The following is a 19,803-nucleotide window of genomic DNA, read 5'->3' as shown; positions in this document are numbered from 1 at the left end:
TCACCATCGCCCGGGTTCGGTACCCGTGATCGCCTCCGACAGCATGCCGTCCACGCCGACCGGGATGTCGCCGGTCAGCATCACGCGGTGCATGACCCGGGGGTGGCCGAGGTGGGCGTTGTCGCTGGGAGCGAGATGGATGGTGGCCCGGTTGTCCCAGAAGGCGACGCTGCCGGGCTCCCAGCGGAACCGGACCGTGTACTCGGGCCTGGTCGCCTGTTCGAGGAGCATCTCCAGGAGAAGCCGGCTCTCCGCGCGGGAGACGTCCACGATCTGTTCGAGGTAGTAGCCGTTGACGAACAGCACCCGCTCCCCGGTCTCCGGGTGGACCCGCACCAGTGGGTGCACCGAGGCGGTCTGGTGGTCCAGCAGATGCCGCAGATACGCGTCGTCGCCGGGCCGCGCCTGGTAGCCGACGCCGAGCCGGTGCTCGGCCCTGAGGCCGTCCACGAACTCCCGTACGGGCGCGGAGAGTCCGGCGTACGCTGCGGCCAGGTTGGCCCAGGTGGTGTCACCTCCGTACGGCGGTACGGTCTCGGCGCGCAGGATCGTCGCGGCGGGCGGGTCGACACGGGCGCCGTGGTCGCAGTGCCAGCCGCGCAGCAGCGAGTGGCGGCGCCGCTCCAGCCACTCGGCGTGCTCCATGCCGTAGCGTCCGCCCAGCTCCAGCCGGTCGGCGGTCGTCTCGATCTCGGGGAAGTCCGCCGGTGAGGCGCCGCCGCGCCGTCCTGGGACGACCGGCTCGCCGAACCGGCGCGCGAAGGCGATGTGCCCGGCGTGGTCCAGCCGCTGGCCGCGGAAGAACACCACTTTCCAGCGCAGGACGGCCGCCCTGATCGCGGCGACCACGGCGCTGTCGAGGGGCTCGGTCAGGTCGACTCCCGAGATCTCGGCGCCGATGTGCCCCGCGACGGGCCCCACCTCCATTCCGACGGCGTTCGCCTCCCCCAACTCCTGCGCGCTCGGCGGCACTTCACCGTTCGCGGCCCGGTCCGTCCTCATGCACGCTCCGATCGTGGGTCCGACGTGTCGGTCTCGCTGGTGAGCGTGCCAGTATTCGGCGGGCGTGGCGACCGGGCGTCGCACTTCGCCGGATGCCCGGTACGTCAGCCTGGCAGGTCCGTCGTGGCTGGTCGCGGGGCTCCCGGCGGGGCTTCAGCGCGGCGGGCGCGGATGGCTCGGCTGGAAGACCGCAGCGATGACCACTGACGCATCCGACGTTCCCGAGTCCAGTGCCTTCGTCCGACGGCTGCGCCGGGAGCGGCTGCCGATGCCCGCGGACTCGGTCACCGCATGGGAGCCCTTCCCCTTCGCGCCTTTAGAAGGGGAGCTGCGGATCGCGCCGTTGCTGCCTCCGGTGCTGCCCGAGCCGGATCGCGACGGCGAGGCCGGGCCCGAGGACTGCATGGTCTGCCGCAAACCCGTGACGGACGCGCTCCGGGCGGACGACCACCGGCGGTTGGACGCGGTCGGCGAATCGCGGCTGCCCGCCGTCGTGCTGCCGCAGCCGCGCGGCCACTACGACCTGGGTGACCTGCCCGCCGCCCGGTCGGCCGGGCCGGGCCCGCTGCCGCAGCGCGCCGAGCGGGCCGTCCTGGCTGTGGACGGCGCCGCACGGGTGCACGTCAACCGGTGGGGCGACGGCGGCGCCCGCCTCCCCTTCTGGTTGCCGGCCCGCCCGCCGACCTGACCGAGTTGCGCGGCAGGTCCCTCGCCCTGTGGGAGGAACCCCTGCCCCCGGTACCGGAGTCCGAACGACTGCGGGCCCATCGGCGGATCGCGACGGCGCCGGCGACCGGGCGGGACGGCATACGTGGGGCAGGGCGGGTTACGCGCCCACCCTCGCCATTCGCCACCCTTCCGTCCGGTCCTGCTGGGAGACCGCCTCGGCCGTGGCCATGACCATCGGGGCCAGCCGCGACGCCTGGAGCATGTTCGGCGGACCCACGACACCCACCGACGCCACCACCGTGCCGCGCGCGTTGCGTACCGGGGCCGCGATCGCTCCCCGGCCCTCGCGCAGGGTGCCGCACACCATCGCGTAACCTTCGCGTCTTATCTTGCTCAGATGATTCCTCAGCGTAGTGCCGTTGGTGATGGTGGCAGCGGTGTACGCCCGCAGCGGGCTTGCGCAGATGTCGTCCTGCACCCCGACTTCCGCGTTCGCCAGCAGGACCAGGCCCGTCGCTGTGACATGCAGGGGGAGCCGGCAGCCGGGGTCGCCCCAATGGGCCGCGAGACAGGGTTCGTTGGAGAGGAAGGTCAGGCAGACGCTCTCCGTACCGTCACGCAGGGCGAGGACCGCCGCGCCGCCGGACTGGCCGTGGAGTTCAACGAGGTGGGACTGCGCGGCCTCGGCGAGGCCCGAGTAGCGGGGGGCCAGCGTCGCCGTCTCCCACAGGCGAAGGCCGATGCTGTAACCGCCTTCCTCTCCTCGTTCCAGTGCGCCCCAGCCATGGAGCTTGTTGACGATGCGATGGACCGTGGCGACCGGAAGACCGGATCGCCGGCTGATGTCACTCAGCGTCAGGGTGCGGTTGTCGCGGTCGAAAACGCCGAGGATGCTGAGCGTGCGGTCGACAACCGAGCGCTCGGGGGCGCCGGAGGGGGTGGTCATCCCGTCAACTTCCCTTCACCTGCACATCATGTGGGGACGGTTACTCGTGCATGCGCCAGAAGTGATCTGGCAACGGGCGGCCACGCCTATCATTGATTTTTAAAGAAGCCTGAGAAAGGTCGATTCCGGAACGCTCATGGTCGATTTCGCTTCGTTACCGATCCCCGTGATCCCCTACACCCCCCACTGCAGACCCGGGGTCGGCATGGCCATGACATCGCTCAGCGAGGTGCGCGCGCAGGTTTCCCGGAGCTTCGCCGCCGCTCCCCACCGGCTCGCATACCACCAGATCATGCTGGTCAGGTCGGGAACCGGAGACTTCACGATCGACTCCACGCGCTACCCGTGCCGAGTGGGCTCCCTGCTGTGGATCCGGCCGAACCAGGTGATCCAGTTCGCACCGGCGACGAACATGGAAGCCCACCTCGTCATGTTCACCGAGACCTTCCCACTGCGGCTGCGCGCCCACATGGGAATGCTCGACGACGTCCTGCGCCCCTGCCACTGGCAGCTCCGCGACGACGAGCTGGCCGCCTTCGGACGCGTCCTGGCCCTGATGCAGGAGGAGTTCGAGCGGCCCGACCAGGGCCTCGGCGAGGACATCCTCAAGCATCTGCTGGCGGTCACCCTGATGCACATCGACCAGATGTGCCGCAGCCAGCGCAAGGACCAGCGGGAGGCCGACACCCCCACCGGCGAGAACGGCGAGCTGTTCCTGCGTTTCCGGCGCGAGCTGGAATCCTCCTACCGCACGACCCGGCTGGTCGAGGACTACGCCGCCGCGCTCAACTGCACGCCCCGCACGCTGTCCCGGGCCTGTCGCATCGTCGCCGGCACCTCCACCAAGGACCTGATCGACGCCCGCGTCGCCCTGGAGGCGAAGCGCCTGCTGGTCCACACGGATCTGCCCGTCGGCACCATCGCCCGCCAGCTCGGGTTCACCGAAGTCACGAACTTCGGCAAGTTCTTCGTACGCCGGGTGAATATGACACCTGGCACATTCCGGCGCGGCGACGATTCACAGAATTAGCGTCGACGCCGCGGTTGCCGGCCAGGACTTCACTCGCCGGTAACATATTCCGCCTCGTGTTCTACGCCCGTAAACCACGATTTCTTTCCACTCTCCGGAAGAGTGGTTGTCCAAGATTCAGTCAACTGACAAGACTGTGGCCTGCGAGCTTCGGGCGGCCACTCCCGGACACAGTTCGTTTCATGCCGAGCGGCACGTCTGGACCAGGAGACCGGATTCCTACCACACCCGTCCACTGACGGGTTGTTCTCTGCCGTACGCGCTGAAGTAAGTCATAAAAAAGCTGCCGTCTATCTCGACCCATTTCCGTGCCGGTCCGCCGATCGACACCGGCTCGGAACAGTGCGCTCCCGAATCGGGCCCTGAAGGACCTTTTCGAACGGAAGCGTTCACCATCCACCCGCGCCCCGGGCCCCCAACCGAGCGCGCCACAGGGAAGGACGACACACCATGGCCGTAGTGACCGCTCGTGAGGCCCAGGACTGGCTCATCGAGAAGATCGCCCACCGGATGGGCGTGCCGACGGACGACATCTCGCCCGAGGTGTACTTCGACGAACTCGACCTCGACTCGACCGAGGCGCTGATCCTCGCCGGCGAGATGGAGAGCTGGCTCGGCTTCGAACTGAGCACGACGACCCTCTGGTACCACCCGACGGTCAAGGACCTGGCGGCCTACATAGCCGAGGAGTGCGGCCGTCGTGCGGCCATCGCGTAAGGGTCCGCCGCCGGTCGCCCGCCTCTTCCGTACCGCCGCGTCCGGCGGTCACACGGTGTACGTCGTCCATCCGGGCGCCCTCGCCGTCGAGGTGTACGAGGGGCTCGCGAACGCGCTGCCGGAGGGCACCGGCCTCACCGTGCTCGACCTGGGCGCGGTCCCCGAGTACGCGGACGCGGCGCTCACCGGTGGCCGGGCGGCGACCACCGTCGAGGACCTGGCGGCCCTGCTGCTGGCCGCGCTGGAACGGTCGCGGGAGGAGAACGGCGTTACCGCGGAGGGGAGTTGGTGCCTGGCCGGCTGGTCCTTCGGCGGGGTGCTCGCCCTGGCGATGACCGAGCTGATGTCCACCGGACGACTCCCCGGGCGCCTGGTGCTCCTTGACAGCATCGCCCCCGTCGAGGAGTACAAGCAGCCCGACGACGCCCTGCGGCCGGATCTGCTGCTCAGTTGGTTCGCCATGTACCTGGGCGCGAAGCGGGGCCGTCCGGTACCGCTCGACATGGACCGGCTGGCCGGGTGCGGGACCGACGAGGGGCTGACGGCCGTCCTCGACGCCGCGACCGCCGCCGGGGCTCTGCTGCCCGACACCCCGCTGCCGGGTCTGCGCAAGCTCTACGACACCTACGTGGACGGCCTGTTGCGCAACAACCGGCTGACCGCGCCGCACCGCCCGGGGTCCGCCCCGCTGCCCCTGGCGCTGGTACAGGCGGAACGCAGCCTGGTCCCGGCCGACCCGACACTCGGCTGGCGCCCGCTCGCCCCGCACGGCCTCACCATGTACCGCTGTCCCGGCGACCATTACACGATGCTCGCCCGCCCGGACTCCCTCAGCGTGATCGCACCGCTGCTCCAGGCTTCCTGACCGGTACTCGCCCGTCGTTTTCACCGCTTCCGTTCCCCCCCGTCTCTCCTTTCCTCCCTCCCCTTCCTCTCCCCTTCCTCTCCCTTTCCTTTCCTCCCTCTCTCCTGTCCGTCTTCCGCCCCATTCCTTCTCTCGTGCGTCATGTGCAGTTCCTCCGAACCGCTGCGGGGCGAGCGTCCCCCGCCGTCCGACCAAGAGAGCCTCCCGTGAACGCTTCGCACCCTTCCGAACTCGACCGCCGGCTGGCCCGCGACCCCATCGCGATCGTCGGGCTGTCCGCCCTGTACCCCAAGTCGCGTGATCTGCGCGCCTTCTGGGACAACGTGGTCTCCGCCGCAGACTGCATCGAGGACGTGCCCGAGACCCACTGGAGTGTGGCCGAGCACTACGACGCCGACCCCTCCGCGCCCGACAGGACGTACTCGAAGCGGGGCGGCTTCATCCCCGCTGTCCCCTTCAACCCGCTGGAGTTCGGGCTGCCGCCCAACACCCTCGAAGTCACCGACGTACTGCAGCTGTTGAGCCTGGTGGTGGCCCGCGATCTGCTCCGGGACGCGGGCTCCGACCAGCAGTGGTACGACGCCTCGCGGACCGGGGTCGTGCTCGGGGTGACCGGCGCCAACCAGCTCACCCAGCCGCTGTCGGCCCGGCTCCAGACGCCCGTCATCAAGGAGGTCGTGCGCAGTTGCGGCCTTTCGGAGCGGGACGCCGACGAGATCGCGGAGAAGTTCAAGCTGGCCTTCGCGCCCTGGGAGGAGAACTCCTTCCCCGGCATGCTGGGCAACGTCGTGGCCGGCCGGATCGCCAACCGCCTCGACCTCGGCGGCACCAACATGACCATCGACGCGGCCTGCGCCAGTTCGCTGGGCGCGGTGAAGGCCGCGGTCAGTGAACTGCTGGAGCGGCGCTCGGACATGATGCTGGTGGGCGGCTGCGACGCCGAGAACACCATCTTCATGTACCTGTGCTTCAGCAAGACGCCCGCGTTCTCCAAGGCCGGCCGTATCCGCCCGTTCGACGCGAACGCGGACGGCACCCTCATCGGCGAGGGCATCGGCATGCTGGCGCTGCGCCGGCTCTCGGACGCCGAGCGGGACGGCAACCGGATCTACTCGGTGATCCGCGGCATCGGTTCGTCGAGCGACGGCCGGTTCAAGTCCATCTACGCCCCGCGCAAGGAGGGCCAGATGGCCGCCCTGCGCCGCGCGTACGAGGACGCGGACTGCTCCCCGGCCTCGGTCGAGCTGTTCGAGGCGCACGGCACGGGTACGGCGGTCGGCGAGGCCACCGAACTGTCGGCGCTGTCGGCGGTGGTGTCGGAGCACACCGAGGAGCGGCAGTTCGCGGCGGTCGGCAGTGTGAAGTCGCAGATCGGCCACACCAAGGCGGCGGCCGGCGCGGCCGGCATGATCAAGCTGGCGCTCGCCCTGCACCACAGGCTGCTGCCGCCCACCATCAACGTGGACGCCCCGAATCCGGCCCTCGACTGGCCCGAGAGCCCGTTCTACGTCAGCACCCAGACCCGCCCGTGGATCCGCGACCCGCGCCGGGAACAACGCCGGGCCGGGGTCTCCTCGTTCGGGTTCGGCGGCACCAACTTCCATCTGGTGCTGGAGGAACACGGTGACGGGGACGACCTTCGGGTGATGTTCCCTGTGAGCCAGATATATGCATGGCATGAACCTGACATGAATACTCTGATGCGGGCCCTGGAAGAGGGCGAGCGGCCACGCTCCGGCCCGGCCCCGGCATCCCATCCACGGCTCGCCCTGGTGGCCCGTACCGAGGAGGAACTCGCCGAGCTGCGCGCCCTCGCCGTGGCCGAGCTGCGGGCCAGGGGCGAGGCCGACTCCTGGGCACACCCCAAGGGGATCTACTTCCGCCGGTCCGCCGCCCCCACCGGAAAGGTCGCCGCGCTCTTCGCAGGACAGGGCAGCCAGTACGTCTCCCCCGGCCGGACCGCGGTCCTGGCGCTGCCCCCGCTGCGGGCGGCCTTCGACCGGGCCAACGCGGCCTTCGGGGACCATGAACTCCCCTTGTCCCGGGTCGCGTTCCCGCCGCCCGCCTTCGACGAGGCGACGCGTACGGCCCAGGAAGGCGAGCTGCGCCGCACGGAGTACGCCCAGCCTGCCATCGGTGCGCTGGCCGCCGGCCATTTCCGCTATCTGGCCGAACTGGGCTTCGACGCCGACGGGTTCCTCGGCCACAGCTTCGGTGAACTGGCGGCGCTGTGGGCGGCCGGCGCGATCGACGACGACACGTACTTCACGCTGGCCCGGGCGCGGGGTGCCGCGATGGCGCCGCCCACCGAGCCGGGCTTCGACCCCGGTGCGATGGCCGCCGTGACCGCCTCCGCCGGGCAGCTGGAGCAACTCCTCGCCGCACACCCCGGGTTGGCCGTCTGCAACCGCAACGCGCCGGACCAGGTGGTGGTCGGCGGTGCCACCTCAGCCGTGGAGCTGCTGGTGGAGGGGGCAGGCGCAATCGGCGTACGGGCGACTCGGCTCCCGGTGTCGGCCGCCTTCCACACGCCGTTCGTCGCCCACGCCGTGGACGCCTTCGGCCGCCGCGTCGCCGAGGCGCGCATCGTCGAACCACGGCGCCCGGTCTTCGCCAACTCCCCTGATGCCGCCTACGGTTCGGACCCCGACGCCAACCGGCGAACACTGGTGGACCAGCTCGTCAAACCGGTTCAGTTCGCCGACCGCGTCGAGGAGATGTACGCGGCGGGCTTCCGTACGTTCGTCGAGTTCGGCCCCAAGGGGGTACTGACCCAGTTGGTCCGTCGCATCCTCGGCGAGCGCGAGCACTTCGCGGTCCAGCTCGACCCGGGCAGCGGCGGGGACGCCGACATCGCGTTGAAGCGCGCGGTCGCCCAGCTCTTCGTACTCGGGCTGCCGTTGGCCACGGCCGACCGCTATGTGTCCACGCCGGTGACCGTCGAGCCGACCAAGGGCATGACGGTACCGCTCAACGGCATCAACCATGTGCCGCAGGCCCGCCGCGACGCGTACCGGGAGGCGCTGGAGAACGGCTACCGGGTTGCGGACGTGAGCGAGACCGCCGGGGCGGTGGCCGCGCGTGCCGGTCAGGAAGCCGTGCCCGTGCCGAGTCCTGCCGTCGGGCACGATCCCGAGACGGCGCCGCTTCCCTCGGCCGCGCCTGTGTCCGCGTCGAACACGGTTGCTGTCCGGCCGACCGCCCATCCGTTGGCGCCCGCCGCGCCACCCGTTCCCGCCGCCCACATCATGGAGAGCGAGCCTGTGGAAGAACACGACCGGACACCCGCCCCCGATCGGCTCTCCGGACTGATCGCCGACCATCTGGCCCTTCATGACGAGTATCTCAAGGGCCAGTTGAACAGCGCCCAGCGCCTGATGGGCATCCTGGAACGGGCGGACGAGCAGGGCAGGGTCGATGCGGTGATCCCCGGCGTGGCCACCGTGAAGGAGCACGGGCTGGCCATCGGGCGTACGCATCTGCGGGCCAACGAGATCCTGCGCGACCTGGCGGCGATGGAGCTCGGCACGTTGCCGCCGGCCGTTCCGGTCGCGCCGTCCGCCCCGGCGACTCCGGCCGCGGTCGCTGCGCCTGTTGCGCCGTCCGCGGCTCTTGCCATGGCGCCCCCGGTCACCCCTGCACCTGCCTCTCCGCATTCCCCCACACCTGCCCCTGCGCCCGTCGCGGCCCCGGTCGCCTCCGAGCCGCCGTCGGCCGACGTCACGGCAGACGACGTGGCGGCGGCACTCCTCGACGTGGTGTCGCAGAAGACCGGCTACCCCGCCGAGATGCTCGACCTCGGCATGGACGTGGAGGCTGACTTGGGCATCGACTCCATCAAGCGCGTGGAGATCATGGGCGTCCTCCAGGAACGCTTCCCGAGCCCCACCCCCGTCGGACCCGAACAACTCGCGGAACTGCGCACGTTGAACGAGATCGTCAACTTCGTGCTCAGTCTCGGTGGTGCGCGCGGCGCGGCTCCTCGGGTCCAGCAGGTCGCGGTCGCCAGCGCCCCCGCGTCGCCTCGGGCCGCGATCGGGGCGAAGGACGTGGCGGACGTGCTGCTCGGTGTCGTGTCTGACAAGACCGGTTACCCGGCCGAGATGCTCGACCTCGGCATGGACGTCGAGGCCGACCTCGGAATCGACTCCATCAAACGCGTCGAAATCATGGGCGTCCTCCAAGAACGCTTCCCCAGCCCCACCCCCGTCGGACCCGAACAACTCGCGGAACTGCGCACGTTGAACGAGATCGTCGGCTTCATGCTCAATCTGAGCGGCGGTTCGGGAGCTCCTGCCTCAACTCCGGTAAGCGCTACGGCTTCTGTGGGCGTCGCAGTCCCCGCCGTCGACGGTGACGCCGTGCGCGGTGCCCTTCTCGACGTCGTGGCGGCCAAGACCGGCTACCCGGCCGAGATGCTCGACCTGGACATGGACGTCGAGGCCGACCTCGGAATCGACTCCATCAAACGCGTCGAAATCATGGGCGTCCTCCAAGAACAGTTCCCGAGCCCCACCCCCGTCGGACCCGAACAGCTGGCGGAGCTGCGGACGTTGGGCGACATCGTGAGCTTCGTCGCTGGACTGTCCGGGGAATCGGCCGGGCCGGTCGGTTCCCCGGCCCCTGCCGTGGGCTCCCCGGCCCGGCAGCCGAGCCCCGGGTCTGCGCCGGTCACCGCGCCGGCCGCGCTCGGCCGTGGGCAGGCGTCACCGGCCGGGTTGCCGACCCCGGACCGGCTCGTCGACGCCTATCCGCTGGGCGCCGCCGCCGTGGTCGTCGACGACGGCAGCGAGGTCGCCGAGGCCTCGGCGGCACGGCTCGTCGCGACCGGCTGGCGGGTGCGCGTTCTACGGCTGCCCGGTGTCGCCCAGCGGATCACCGGGGCGACGGACCACCCGCTCGGCGGCTGGGGTGCGAGCGAACTCGCCTCCGGGTTCGCGGAGTCGGGCGGCGAGCGGGTTCATCTCGTGCTCGGTTTCGCTGCCGCCGGTGAACTGCCCTGGGCCGAGGGCGTACGCAGGCTGGCGCACACCCTGCTGATCGCCAAGCACGCGGTCGGCCCGCTCACCGAGGCCGCTGCGAGCGGTCACCGGGCCGCGTTCGTCACCGTCACCCGGCTCGACGGAACCTTCGGGCTCGGTGGGGTGAGTGAGGACGCGGTGCCTGCCGGCGGTGTCGGCGGACTGGTCAAGACGCTGGCCGTGGAAGCACCCGAGCTGTACTGCCGGGCCGTCGACCTCGCCCCCTCCCTGAACTCTGCGGACGCGGCGGAACTGGTCCTGGAGGAGGTGTACGACGCTGCCTCCGGCCCGGTCCAGGTGGGCCGCGACGGGAGCCGCCGGGTCACCCTCACCCTCGAGCCCACCCCCCACCTCACTTCCGGCGAGGGGGCGCGCCCGGCCGGGCCGGCCCCTGCCCTCACCTCCGACGACCTGCTCGTCGTGACCGGCGGTGGACGCGGAATCACCGCCCGCTGCACGGTGGCCCTGGCCGCCGCGCACGCCCCCGGCCTGCTGCTGCTCGGCCGCACCGCGCTCGGCGACGAGCCGCAGTGGGCGCTCGGACTGGCGGACGCGGCTGCGCTCAAGGCGGCGGCCGTGGACCAGTTGAAGCGGGCGGGCGAGAAGCCGACCCCGAAGCGGGTCGAGCAGCTGTACCAGGCCGTGATCGGCGAGCGCGAGGTCCGTACGACGCTCGCGGAGATCCGGGCGGCGGGCAGCGAGGTCGAGTACGTGGCGGTGGACATCGGCGACGCCGCCGCGACCGCCGCCGCCCTGACGCCGTACCGGGAGCGTGTAACGGGAGTCGTGCACGGGGCCGGTGTGCTCGCGGACCAGCTGATCTCCGCGAAGAAGGCTGCCGAGATCGACCGGGTCTTCTCGGTCAAGCTCGGCGGGCTGCGCTCTGTGGTGGCGGCACTGCCCGCAGAGCGGTTGCGGCACGTGGTGCTGTTCTCCTCGGTCGCCGGGTTCTTCGGCAACCGGGGGCAGTCGGACTACGCGATGGCCAACGAGGTGCTCAACACCTGGGCCGGAGCCTTCCGGCGCAGTCACCCGGAGGCGCATGTGACCGCCCTCAACTGGGGCGCCTGGGACAGCGGCATGGTGTCGCCGCAGATCAAGGCGGTGTTCGAGGAGCGGGGCATCCCGCTCATCCCGGTGGGCACCGGGACCCTGATGTTCACCGAGCAGTTCGGCCCCGAGCGGGCCGGTGACGTGGTCACGGTTCTCGGGCCGACCACTCCCCTGTCGGCGCGCGAGCAGATCGCGCCCACGTCACCGGCCGTACTGGAACGGGATCTCGCCGGCCTGGTCACCGATCCGCTCGTCTCGGACCATGTGATCGGTGATGTACCGGTGCTGCCCGCGGCCGCGGCCCTCGGCTGGGCCGCGGGTGCGGTGGAGCGGCTGACCGGCGGCGTCGTCGCGCAGGTCCGGGACTTCGCGGTCCACAAGGGTGTGGTCTTCGACGGCGGAGGCAGCGACGGCGGCAGCGGATCGGGCGGCTTCGGCGGGCCCTTCCAGCTCACGGTCGACCCGACGCCCGACGGCGCCGAGGCCGATGTCGCGATCCGTTCGACCGGCGTCGACGGCACCGTACGGCCGCACTACGCGGCCCGGGTGATCCTGGGCGACGCCGGCGGAGAGGTCCCGCGCCGGGTGGCCGGGGTGCCCGCGCTCGGCGGTGGCAGTGACGCGCAGGTGTTCTACGCCGACGGCACGCTCTTCCACGGGGCGTCGCTGCGCGGGCTGCGGCGGGTGCTGGCCTCGGGCGAGGACCGGTTGGTCCTGGAGTGCGCGTTGGCCGAACACCGGCCGGAGGGAGGGGCGTTCGGGACGGGCCGATACGCGCCGGGCACCGCCGATCTGCTGCTCCAGGCCGCGCTGGTGTGGATGCGGCTGCACCGTGACACGGCGAGTCTGCCGATGGGGGTGGCGCGGGTCGATCTGTACGAGGCGCTGCCGGACGGAGAGCCGTTCGTCGTGGTGGTGGAGCCGGAAACGGCTGCTGTGAACGGGAACGGGAGCAGTAACCGTACGTCCGCTGCGCTCACAGTGACGGCGTGCGCTCCCGACGGACGGGTGTTGACCCGGTTCGCAGGAGTTTCCCTTGTGTCCACCCCGCAGCTGGCCGCCAAGTTCGCGAGCCGCTGAGCCGACGACCGGACCGGTGGTCACCCGGCGGCGGACCCCCTCGGCCCCCGCCGGGCCCCCGGCACCCTGGAGGGAACAGCTTCAATGAGCAGCAAGTTCGCGATCGTCGGGATCTCCTGCCTCTTCCCCGGGGCGGACACTCCCGGCGCGTTCTGGGACAACCTCCGCGCCGGCGTCGACAGCCGCGCGGAGGGCGGCCCCGAGGTATTCGGCCCCGCCGATCCCGGGCCGGCCGACGGCAGGGAGCCGGCCCCGGATCCCGATCACGCCATCACCTGTGTCCGGGGCGGTTTCGTCACCGGCTTCGAATTCGATCCCACCGGATTCCTCCTTCGCCCCGAGGATCTCGCCGGTCTCGACCGGGTCTTCCACTGGTCGCTGCACGTGGCCCGCGAGGCGCTGCGGGACAGCGGTCACAGCGACCGCCCGGAACTGCTGGCCCGCACCGGTCTGGTGGTCGGCGACTACTCCTTCCCCACCCCGGCCTCGGCCCGCATCAGCCTGCCCCTCGTCCACGAAGCCGTACTGGAGGGCCTGCGCAGATCCGGCGACCCGGCGCCCGCCCCGGGCCCACTGCTCGACCCGGCCTCCGTGTCCCCGGCGGACGCCCGGGTGAGCGGCGCCCCCGCCCGGCTCGCGGCCACCGCCCTGGGCCTCGGCGGCCCCCGCTACGCCCTCGACGCCGCCTGCTCCTCGGCCCTGTACGCGCTGAAGCTGGCCTGCGACCATCTCGCCGCCGGGCAGGCCGACCTGGTGCTGGCGGGCGGGGTGTGCGCGCCCGACCCGACCCTCATCCACCTCTCCTTCTCCGACCTGCACGCCTATCCGCAGAACGGCGTCAGCCAGCCCTTCGACGCCCGCTCCACCGGCATCCTCACCGGTCAGGGCGCCGGCATGGTCGCCGTACGCAGGCTCACCGACGCGATCGCGGACGGCGACCGGATCTACGCGGTGATCGACGGCATCGGCCTGTCGAACGACGGCGCCGGCCGGCACCTCCTCGTGCCGAATCCGGCGGGACAGCTCAGCTCGTACGAACACGCCTACGCCCAGGCCGGTTTCGGACCCGAGCAGGTGGACTACCTGGAGTGCCACGCCACCGGGACGCCCATCGGGGACGGCACGGAGGCGGAGTCGGTCGCCGCCTGGTTCGGGACGCGGGGCACGGTCCCGCCGCTCGGCTCGGTCAAGGGCAACCTCGGTCATCTGCTGACCGTGGCCGGGCTGAGCAGTCTCCTCAAGGTGATCCTGTCGATGGCGCACGGGCATCTTCCGCCGACCATCGGCATCGACCGGCCGCTGCGCACACCGAGCGCGGGCGAGGTGCCCGTCGTACGCGCGGGGCGCGACTGGCCCGATCGCGGTACGGGACCGCGCAGGGCGGCGGTCTCCGCGTTCGGGTTCGGCGGCACGAACGCCCATGTCGTCCTCTCCCAGCGGCCGGACACCCTGGAGGCCGGGGTCGCGGAACCCGTCGTACCCCCCGCTCTGGACGTCATCGGTCTCGGCGCGCACTTCGGCACCCTCGCCGACGTGACCGCCTTCGAACGCGCCCTGCACGACGGCACCGACGCCTTCCAGCCGCTGCCCGAGCACCGCTGGCGCGGCCTGGAGGACACGGGCGGCGGCACGCTGGAGCAGGCGGGGCTGCACCGGGCGGCGCTGCCCGAGGGCGGGTTCGTGGACCGCGTCGAACTCGATCCGGCCGACAACCGCATCCCCCCGGCCGACCTGCGCAACTACAACCTGCAGCACGCCCTGATGTCGAAGGTCGCCGACGAGGCGCTGCGCGACGCGGGGTACGACCGGACGGTGCCTGCGGGCCGCAAGGCACCCGAGCCGCGCCGGATCGCGGTGGTCGTGGCCATGGAGATCGAGCCGAGTGCCCATCTGCATCTGGCCCGTTACGGGCTCGGCGACTTCCTCCGCCGCGCGTACGACGATGCCGGGCTCGAACTGACGGAGGAGCAGTTCGCCGCCCTCACCGCCGTCGCCCGGGAGGGCGTCCACGAACCGATCGTCGCCAACGAGGTGCTGAGCTACATCGGCAACATCATGGCCAGCCGGATCTCCTCGCTCTGGAACCTCACCGGACCGTCCTTCACCGTCTCGTCCGACGGCGCGGGCACCGCCGAGGCGCTCCAGATAGCCCAACTCCTGCTGCTGGACGAGAGTGTCGAAGCGGTACTCGTCGGCGCGGTGGATCTCGCGGCCTCGCCGGAGAACCTGCTGCTGCGGGGCGAGAGCCCGGTGTCCGGGGCGGGTCTGAGCTTCGGCGAGGGGCAGCGCGGCCGGCGCATCGGCGAGGGTGCGGGTGCCGTCGTCGTCACGCGTCCCGGCGCGGGCTCGGGCGAGCGGCGGGTGTACGCACGGGTCGACTCCGTGGCCGTACGGCACGCCTCACCCGTCGCCGGTGTGCTGCCGGAGGCGGACGCGGACACGCTCGCCCTGGCCGCCGGGGCCGCGCTGGTCGCCGCCGGCATCGGCCCGGCCGACGTCGGCTATGTCGAGGCCCACGCGGGCGGCACCTCCGGGCAGGACTCGGCCGAACTGGTGGCGCTGGCCCAGGTGTACCCGGCGGGCTCCGGCACGGTCGCGCTGGGCAGCGCCAAGGCACAGCTCGGCGACACCCAGACCGCCGCCGCGATGGCGGGCCTGCTGCGCGCCGTGCTGTGCCTGCACCACGCCTACGTCCCCGGCGCGCCCGGCTGGCGCAGGCCCGCGCCGGAGCTGGCCGAGCACTTCACCGCCTCCGCGTTCCATGTGCCGGACGCGTCCCGGCCCTGGCTGCGCGGCGCGCGGGGTGTACGCCGGTACGCGGCCGTCAGCGCCATCGGCTCGGACGGGGCGCACGCCCATGTCGTCCTGTCCGCCGACCGCACCCGGGGTGACGTCGCCCGCAGCGACTGGCGCACGGCCGGTGGCCCGGTGCTGCTGCCGCTCGGCGCACCGGACCTCGACGGGCTGCTCGCCGAGGTGGACCGGCATCTGACGCTGCTGGCCGAGGGCGCCGATCCGTACCGCCTGGGCCGGGCCGCCGCCGAACGGCTGCCGGGCAGCGCGCTGCGTGTGGTGCTGGTCGGTCGCGACGCCGAACAGCTGCGTACGCAGCTGGAGTCGGCAACGCGTGACCTGCCCGGCGCGGCTGCGAAGGGCGAGGAGTGGACGACCCCGGCGGGGAGTTGCTTCGCGCCGCGGCCGATCGGTCCGGAGGGGAAGGTGGCCCTGGTCTATCCGGGTGCGTTCAACTCGTATCCGGGGCTGGGACAGGACTTCTTCCGTGCCTTCCCGTCCCTGCTCGACACCTTCGAGGCCGAGGCCTTGGACCCCGACCGGCTCTTCCGCGCCGCCCAGCTCTATCCGCGCACCCAAGTCACCCCTGACCGAAGGGACTTGATGGCCCTGGAGGGCCGGCTCGGCGAGGACATCCCGTTCATGCTCGCCACCGGCACCACCTTCGCGATCCTCTACACCGACCTGGTGCGCGGCCTGCTCGGCGTGCGTGCGCACGGCGCGTTCGGCTACAGCCTGGGCGAGAGCAGCATGCTGTTCGCCACCGGCGGCTGGCAGCGCTCGGCGCGCCGGGACGACCGGATCAGCGCCACTCCCCTGTTCCACGACCGGCTGTCCGGGCCGCGCCGTACCGTCCGTGAACTGTGGCGACTGCCGGAGGACACCCCGGACGAGGCCGTGTGGGGCAGCTTCGTGCTGCTGGAGTCCGCGGACCGGATCACAGAGGCGCTCGACCGAGCCGACACCCCCTACGACAAGGTGTTCCTGACCCACGTCAACACCCCGCGCGAGGCGGTGATCGCGGGTGATCCACTTCAATGCCGTTCCCTGATCGCGGAGTTGGGCTGCCCGTCGGCTCGCTCGCCGGTCGGCTCGGTGATGCACTGCCCGGTCGTGGACGGGGAGTTGGCCGGCCTCGCCGAACTCAACGACCATCCGACGGGCTCTCCGGGCGGCCTCGACCTGCTGAGCGCGTACGACTACGGCTCCGTGCCCGAGCTGGAGCGGTCGGAGGTGGCCCGGCGGATCGCGCGGACCCTGCGCGCCGCGATCGACTTCCCGCGCCTGGTGCGCACCGCGTACGACCGGGGATACCGCTACTTCGTCGAGGTCGGTCCGGGCGCCACCTGCACCCGGTGGGTGCACGACACCCTCGGTGACGCCGAGCACGTGGCGATGCCGGTGGACCGGCGAGGTGTCCCCGCCGCGCGTTCCGTGGCCCAACTGGCGGCCCGGCTCGCCGCGCACGGGCTGCCGGTCGACCTGACGGCACTGCTGGGCCCGGACCCGGTGCCTGCCACCCGACCGGCCCTGCTGCGGGTCCCGGTCGGCGGCGGCGCGTCCATCCCCGCGGTCATCGCGGCGCGAGTGGCGGCGGCCTCGCCGGTCCTCGCCACCGCCGCGCGGCCCGAGCCCGCACATATCGGCGCGGTTGCGGTGTACGGCTCGACGGAGCTTGCTGCCAAGACAGTTGACATCAAGAACGCCCGACCCGCCCGTACGGCGGCCGACTTGGAGGTACCCGCCCCGATGCCCGCCGACCCGAGCCTCGACGACGTCGAGGTCATCACCTTCGACGGCGAACCGATCGCCTTCGTGCCCTGGGCGGAACCGGCCGCGCCGACTCCGGCGCCGGCGCACAGGTCCCTCGTACCCGCCGCCCCTGTCACACCGCCACCGGCCCATGCCCATGCCCATGCCCCCGCCTCTGCCCCGTCGTCCGGTCGGTCGTCGGGAAACGCCGCCGCCGATCTCGTAAGGGAGATACGGCAGCAGATGGTGGCCACGCACTCGGTGGTGATGGAGACACAGCGCGTCCTCCAGGAGAACACCCTGGCCCGCACGGAGGCGCTGCTCGAAGCGGCCTTCGTGTCCGCGCCCGCCGCCGCGCCCATCGCACCGCCTCCGCCCGCGCTTCCCAGCGGCCCGCCGCCCCCCGTCGCCATCGAAGCCGCACCCCAGCTCACCCGGCCACCCAAGGACCCGGGTGTCATCTGGGACGAGGAGCAGCTCCTCGCCTTCGCCACCGGCCGGATCACGGACGTGTTCGGCCCCGAGTTCGCGGACATCGACGGCTATGCGAAGCGCGTCCGGCTGCCCGCACCCCCGTACCACTTCGTCACCCGGGTCACCGATCTCCGGGCGGAGACCGGCGTCTACGAACCCTCGTTCATCCGCACCGAGTACGACGTGCCGAAGGACGCCTGGTACGCGGTGGACGGCGGGGTGCCGCCGGCCGTGGCCATCGAGGCGGGCCAGTGCGACCTGCTGCTCATCAGCTATCTCGGCATCGACTTCCGCAACAAGGGCGAGCGGGTCTACCGGCTCCTCGACAGCACCCTCGTCTTCCACGGCGACCTGCCGAGGACCGGCCAGACCCTGCGCTACGACATCTCGATCAACCGTTTCATCCGCCAGGGCGACACCACGCTCTTCTTCTTCAGCTACCTCTGCTACGCCGACGGCGAGCTGATCCTCGAACTCAAGGACGCCAGCGCCGGGTTCTTCACACAGGCCGAACTCGACACACCGCTGGGTGTCGTCGTCACCGAGCGGGACAGGAAGCGGCGCGCGGCACTCACCAAGGCCTCCTTCAAGCCGCTGGCCGACACCGGGAAGAACCGACTCACCGCCGCCGACCTGGAGTTGCTGGCTGCGGGGAAGCCGGGCGAGGTGTTCGGGCCGCACCACGCCCAGGACGCCGGCCTCAACCCGGCGCTGCGGCTGCCCGACGCACGGCTGCGCATGGTCGACGAGATCGTCATCGACCGTACGGGCGGGCCGCGCGGGATCGGCTCGATCACGGCCCACAAGCGGCTGGAGCCGGACGCCTGGTACTTCGAGTGCCACTTCCCCGACGATCCGGTACTGGCCGGGTCGATGGTGGCGGAGGGTGCCGTCCAGACCCTCCAGGCGTATCTGCTGCACCAGGGCATGCATCTGATGCTGCCCGACGCCCGCTTCCAGACGATCGTCGGACTGGAGACGGAGGTGCAGGTCCGCGGTCAGATCACGCCGCAGCACCGGGAGATCCGGTACGAGATCGAGATCATGGAGCTGACGCTGCTGCCGCGTCCCTCGGTCGTCGCCGACATCCTCGTGTACCTGGGTGACAAGGCGGTGATCCGGATGCGCAACTTCGGCATCCAGATCCGCGAGAAGGACGGTACGCCGTACCGGGCCGGCCCCGGCGGCATCCCGGAGTTCCTCGGCCGCCGCAACCGCGCCGGTGAGCCCGCGATGATCAACGAACTCCATCTGGCACACGCCGCGAAGGGCGACCTCGGTACGGCGATGGGCCCCGAGTTCGACGTGTACAAGGACAGCCGGGCCCCGTACATCCCCAACGGGGACTTCCAGTTCGTGGACCGCATCATGCGACTCACCGGCACACGCGGCGAGTTGAAACCGGGTGCGGAGATGGTGACGGAGTACGACTCCCCGGCGGACGCCTGGTACTACCGCGAGAACGCGCATCCCCACCTGCCGAACTGCGTACTGATGGAGACCTCGCTCCAGGCGGCCATCCTCAACGGCTACTACCTGGGCGCCACCCTGAAGCAGCCGGAGACCGAGTACGCGATCCGCAACCTCGACGGCAGAGCGACGTACGTCAAGGACATCGATCTGCGCGGCAGGACGATCCGCCACCACTCCACACTGCTGATGACAAGTGCCGTGTCGGGTGCGGTACTTCAGAACTTCAAGTACGAACTCTCCGCCGACGGCGAGGTCTTCTACACCGGCGAGTCCCTGTTCGGCTACTTCAGCGAGGCCGCGCTCACCAACCAGGTGGGCCTGGACAACGGCACGTACGTCGCGCCCTGGATCGAGCAGGAGAAGCCGGCCGCCTCCCGCATCCGCCGCATCGAACTCCCCGACGACGCAGCCGCGTTCACCGACCCGACCGGGGGCCGGCTGCACCTGCCCGGCGGTCACTACCACCTCGTCGACCACGTCGACCTGGTCACGGACGGCGGCAAACACGGCGCCGGATACCTCCACGGATACCGCCAGGTCCGGCCCGACGAGTGGTACTTCGACTGCCACTTCCACCGCGACCCGGTGATGCCCGGTTCACTCGGCGTGGAGGCGATCCTCCAGGGGCTGCGCCTGTTCGTCCTGGAGCAGGGCCTCGCCGAGGGAATCGACAACCCCAGGTTCGGTCTCGCCGTGGACGTGCCGACGAGCTGGAAGTACCGGGGCCAGATCCTGCGCCACGACCGGGAGTTGAGGTTCGACGTCCACGTCAAGGAGGTCCGCCGGGACGCCGGGCGGCTCGTGGTGGTCGCGGACGCCGAACTGTGGAAGCCGGGCCTGCGCATCTACGAACTCACCGACGTGGCCATCGAGGTCAGCCCCGACACCACCCGCGACCGGGCCTGACCGGCTCTGAGGAGACGACCCC

8 protein-coding genes are annotated in these 19,803 nt (G+C 71.3%); 6 read left to right on the top strand and 2 right to left on the bottom strand.

Annotation, left to right across the window (positions count from 1 at the left end; translation table 11 throughout):
• On the bottom strand, positions 1 to 927 hold the full coding sequence (locus G3I71_RS01485) for a TauD/TfdA family dioxygenase (RefSeq protein ID WP_164312063.1): 927 nt from the start codon (positions 925 to 927) through the stop codon (positions 1 to 3).
• Positions 928 to 1,198: 271 nt separating this feature from the next.
• Between G3I71_RS01485 and G3I71_RS01480 the strand changes: the two genes are divergently transcribed.
• Complete coding sequence (locus G3I71_RS01480) at positions 1,199 to 1,690, top strand: hypothetical protein (protein ID WP_164312004.1); 492 nt, start codon at positions 1,199 to 1,201, stop codon at positions 1,688 to 1,690.
• Positions 1,691 to 1,828: 138 nt separating this feature from the next.
• Here G3I71_RS01480 and G3I71_RS01475 read toward each other — a convergent pair whose 3' ends face one another.
• Complete coding sequence (locus G3I71_RS01475) at positions 1,829 to 2,617, bottom strand: IclR family transcriptional regulator (RefSeq protein ID WP_164312003.1); 789 nt, start codon at positions 2,615 to 2,617, stop codon at positions 1,829 to 1,831.
• A 205-nt stretch (positions 2,618 to 2,822) separates the two neighbouring features.
• Between G3I71_RS01475 and G3I71_RS01470 the strand changes: the two genes are divergently transcribed.
• The 5 genes from G3I71_RS01470 to G3I71_RS01450 all read left to right on the top strand — a co-directional run bounded on the left by G3I71_RS01470 (position 2,823) and on the right by G3I71_RS01450 (position 19,781).
• Positions 2,823 to 3,647 carry a helix-turn-helix transcriptional regulator gene (locus tag G3I71_RS01470; protein WP_239148770.1) on the top strand — a complete coding sequence of 275 codons (825 nt, stop codon included), beginning with the start codon at positions 2,823 to 2,825 and terminating at the stop codon, positions 3,645 to 3,647.
• Positions 3,648 to 4,097: 450 nt separating this feature from the next.
• Entirely contained in the window at positions 4,098 to 4,364 is a 267-nt protein-coding gene (locus G3I71_RS01465) for an acyl carrier protein (protein ID WP_164312001.1), read from the top strand.
• Positions 4,348 to 5,229 carry a thioesterase domain-containing protein gene (locus tag G3I71_RS01460; RefSeq protein ID WP_164312000.1) on the top strand — a complete coding sequence of 294 codons (882 nt, stop codon included), beginning with the start codon at positions 4,348 to 4,350 and terminating at the stop codon, positions 5,227 to 5,229. The genes G3I71_RS01465 and G3I71_RS01460 overlap by 17 nt, the downstream gene beginning before the upstream one ends.
• Before the next feature lie 206 nt (positions 5,230 to 5,435).
• Positions 5,436 to 12,383, top strand: a complete 6,948-nt coding sequence (locus G3I71_RS01455; RefSeq protein WP_164311999.1) for a type I polyketide synthase — start codon at positions 5,436 to 5,438, stop codon at positions 12,381 to 12,383.
• An 84-nt stretch (positions 12,384 to 12,467) separates the two neighbouring features.
• Positions 12,468 to 19,781 carry a beta-ketoacyl synthase N-terminal-like domain-containing protein gene (locus G3I71_RS01450; RefSeq protein WP_164311998.1) on the top strand — a complete coding sequence of 2,438 codons (7,314 nt, stop codon included), beginning with the start codon at positions 12,468 to 12,470 and terminating at the stop codon, positions 19,779 to 19,781.
• Positions 19,782 to 19,803: the final 22 nt, after the last annotated feature.

The organism is Streptomyces sp. SID12501 (assembly GCF_010550245.1).
GTDB lineage: Bacteria > Actinomycetota > Actinomycetes > Streptomycetales > Streptomycetaceae > Streptomyces.
This window is presented reverse-complemented; position numbering and strand designations above follow the sequence as displayed.

Bases quoted from the DNA above. Each gene is read 5' to 3' on its own strand.
- G3I71_RS01485 (WP_164312063.1), bottom strand. From the start codon at position 927: ATGGAGGTGGGGCCCGTCGCGGGGCACATCGGCGCCGAGATCTCGGGA.
- G3I71_RS01465 (WP_164312001.1), top strand. From the start codon at position 4,098: ATGGCCGTAGTGACCGCTCGTGAGGCCCAGGACTGGCTCATCGAGAAG.
- G3I71_RS01475 (WP_164312003.1), bottom strand. From the start codon at position 2,617: ATGACCACCCCCTCCGGCGCCCCCGAGCGCTCGGTTGTCGACCGCACG.
- G3I71_RS01480 (WP_164312004.1), top strand. From the start codon at position 1,199: ATGACCACTGACGCATCCGACGTTCCCGAGTCCAGTGCCTTCGTCCGA.
- G3I71_RS01470 (WP_239148770.1), top strand. From the start codon at position 2,823: ATGGCCATGACATCGCTCAGCGAGGTGCGCGCGCAGGTTTCCCGGAGC.
- G3I71_RS01450 (WP_164311998.1), top strand. From the start codon at position 12,468: ATGAGCAGCAAGTTCGCGATCGTCGGGATCTCCTGCCTCTTCCCCGGG.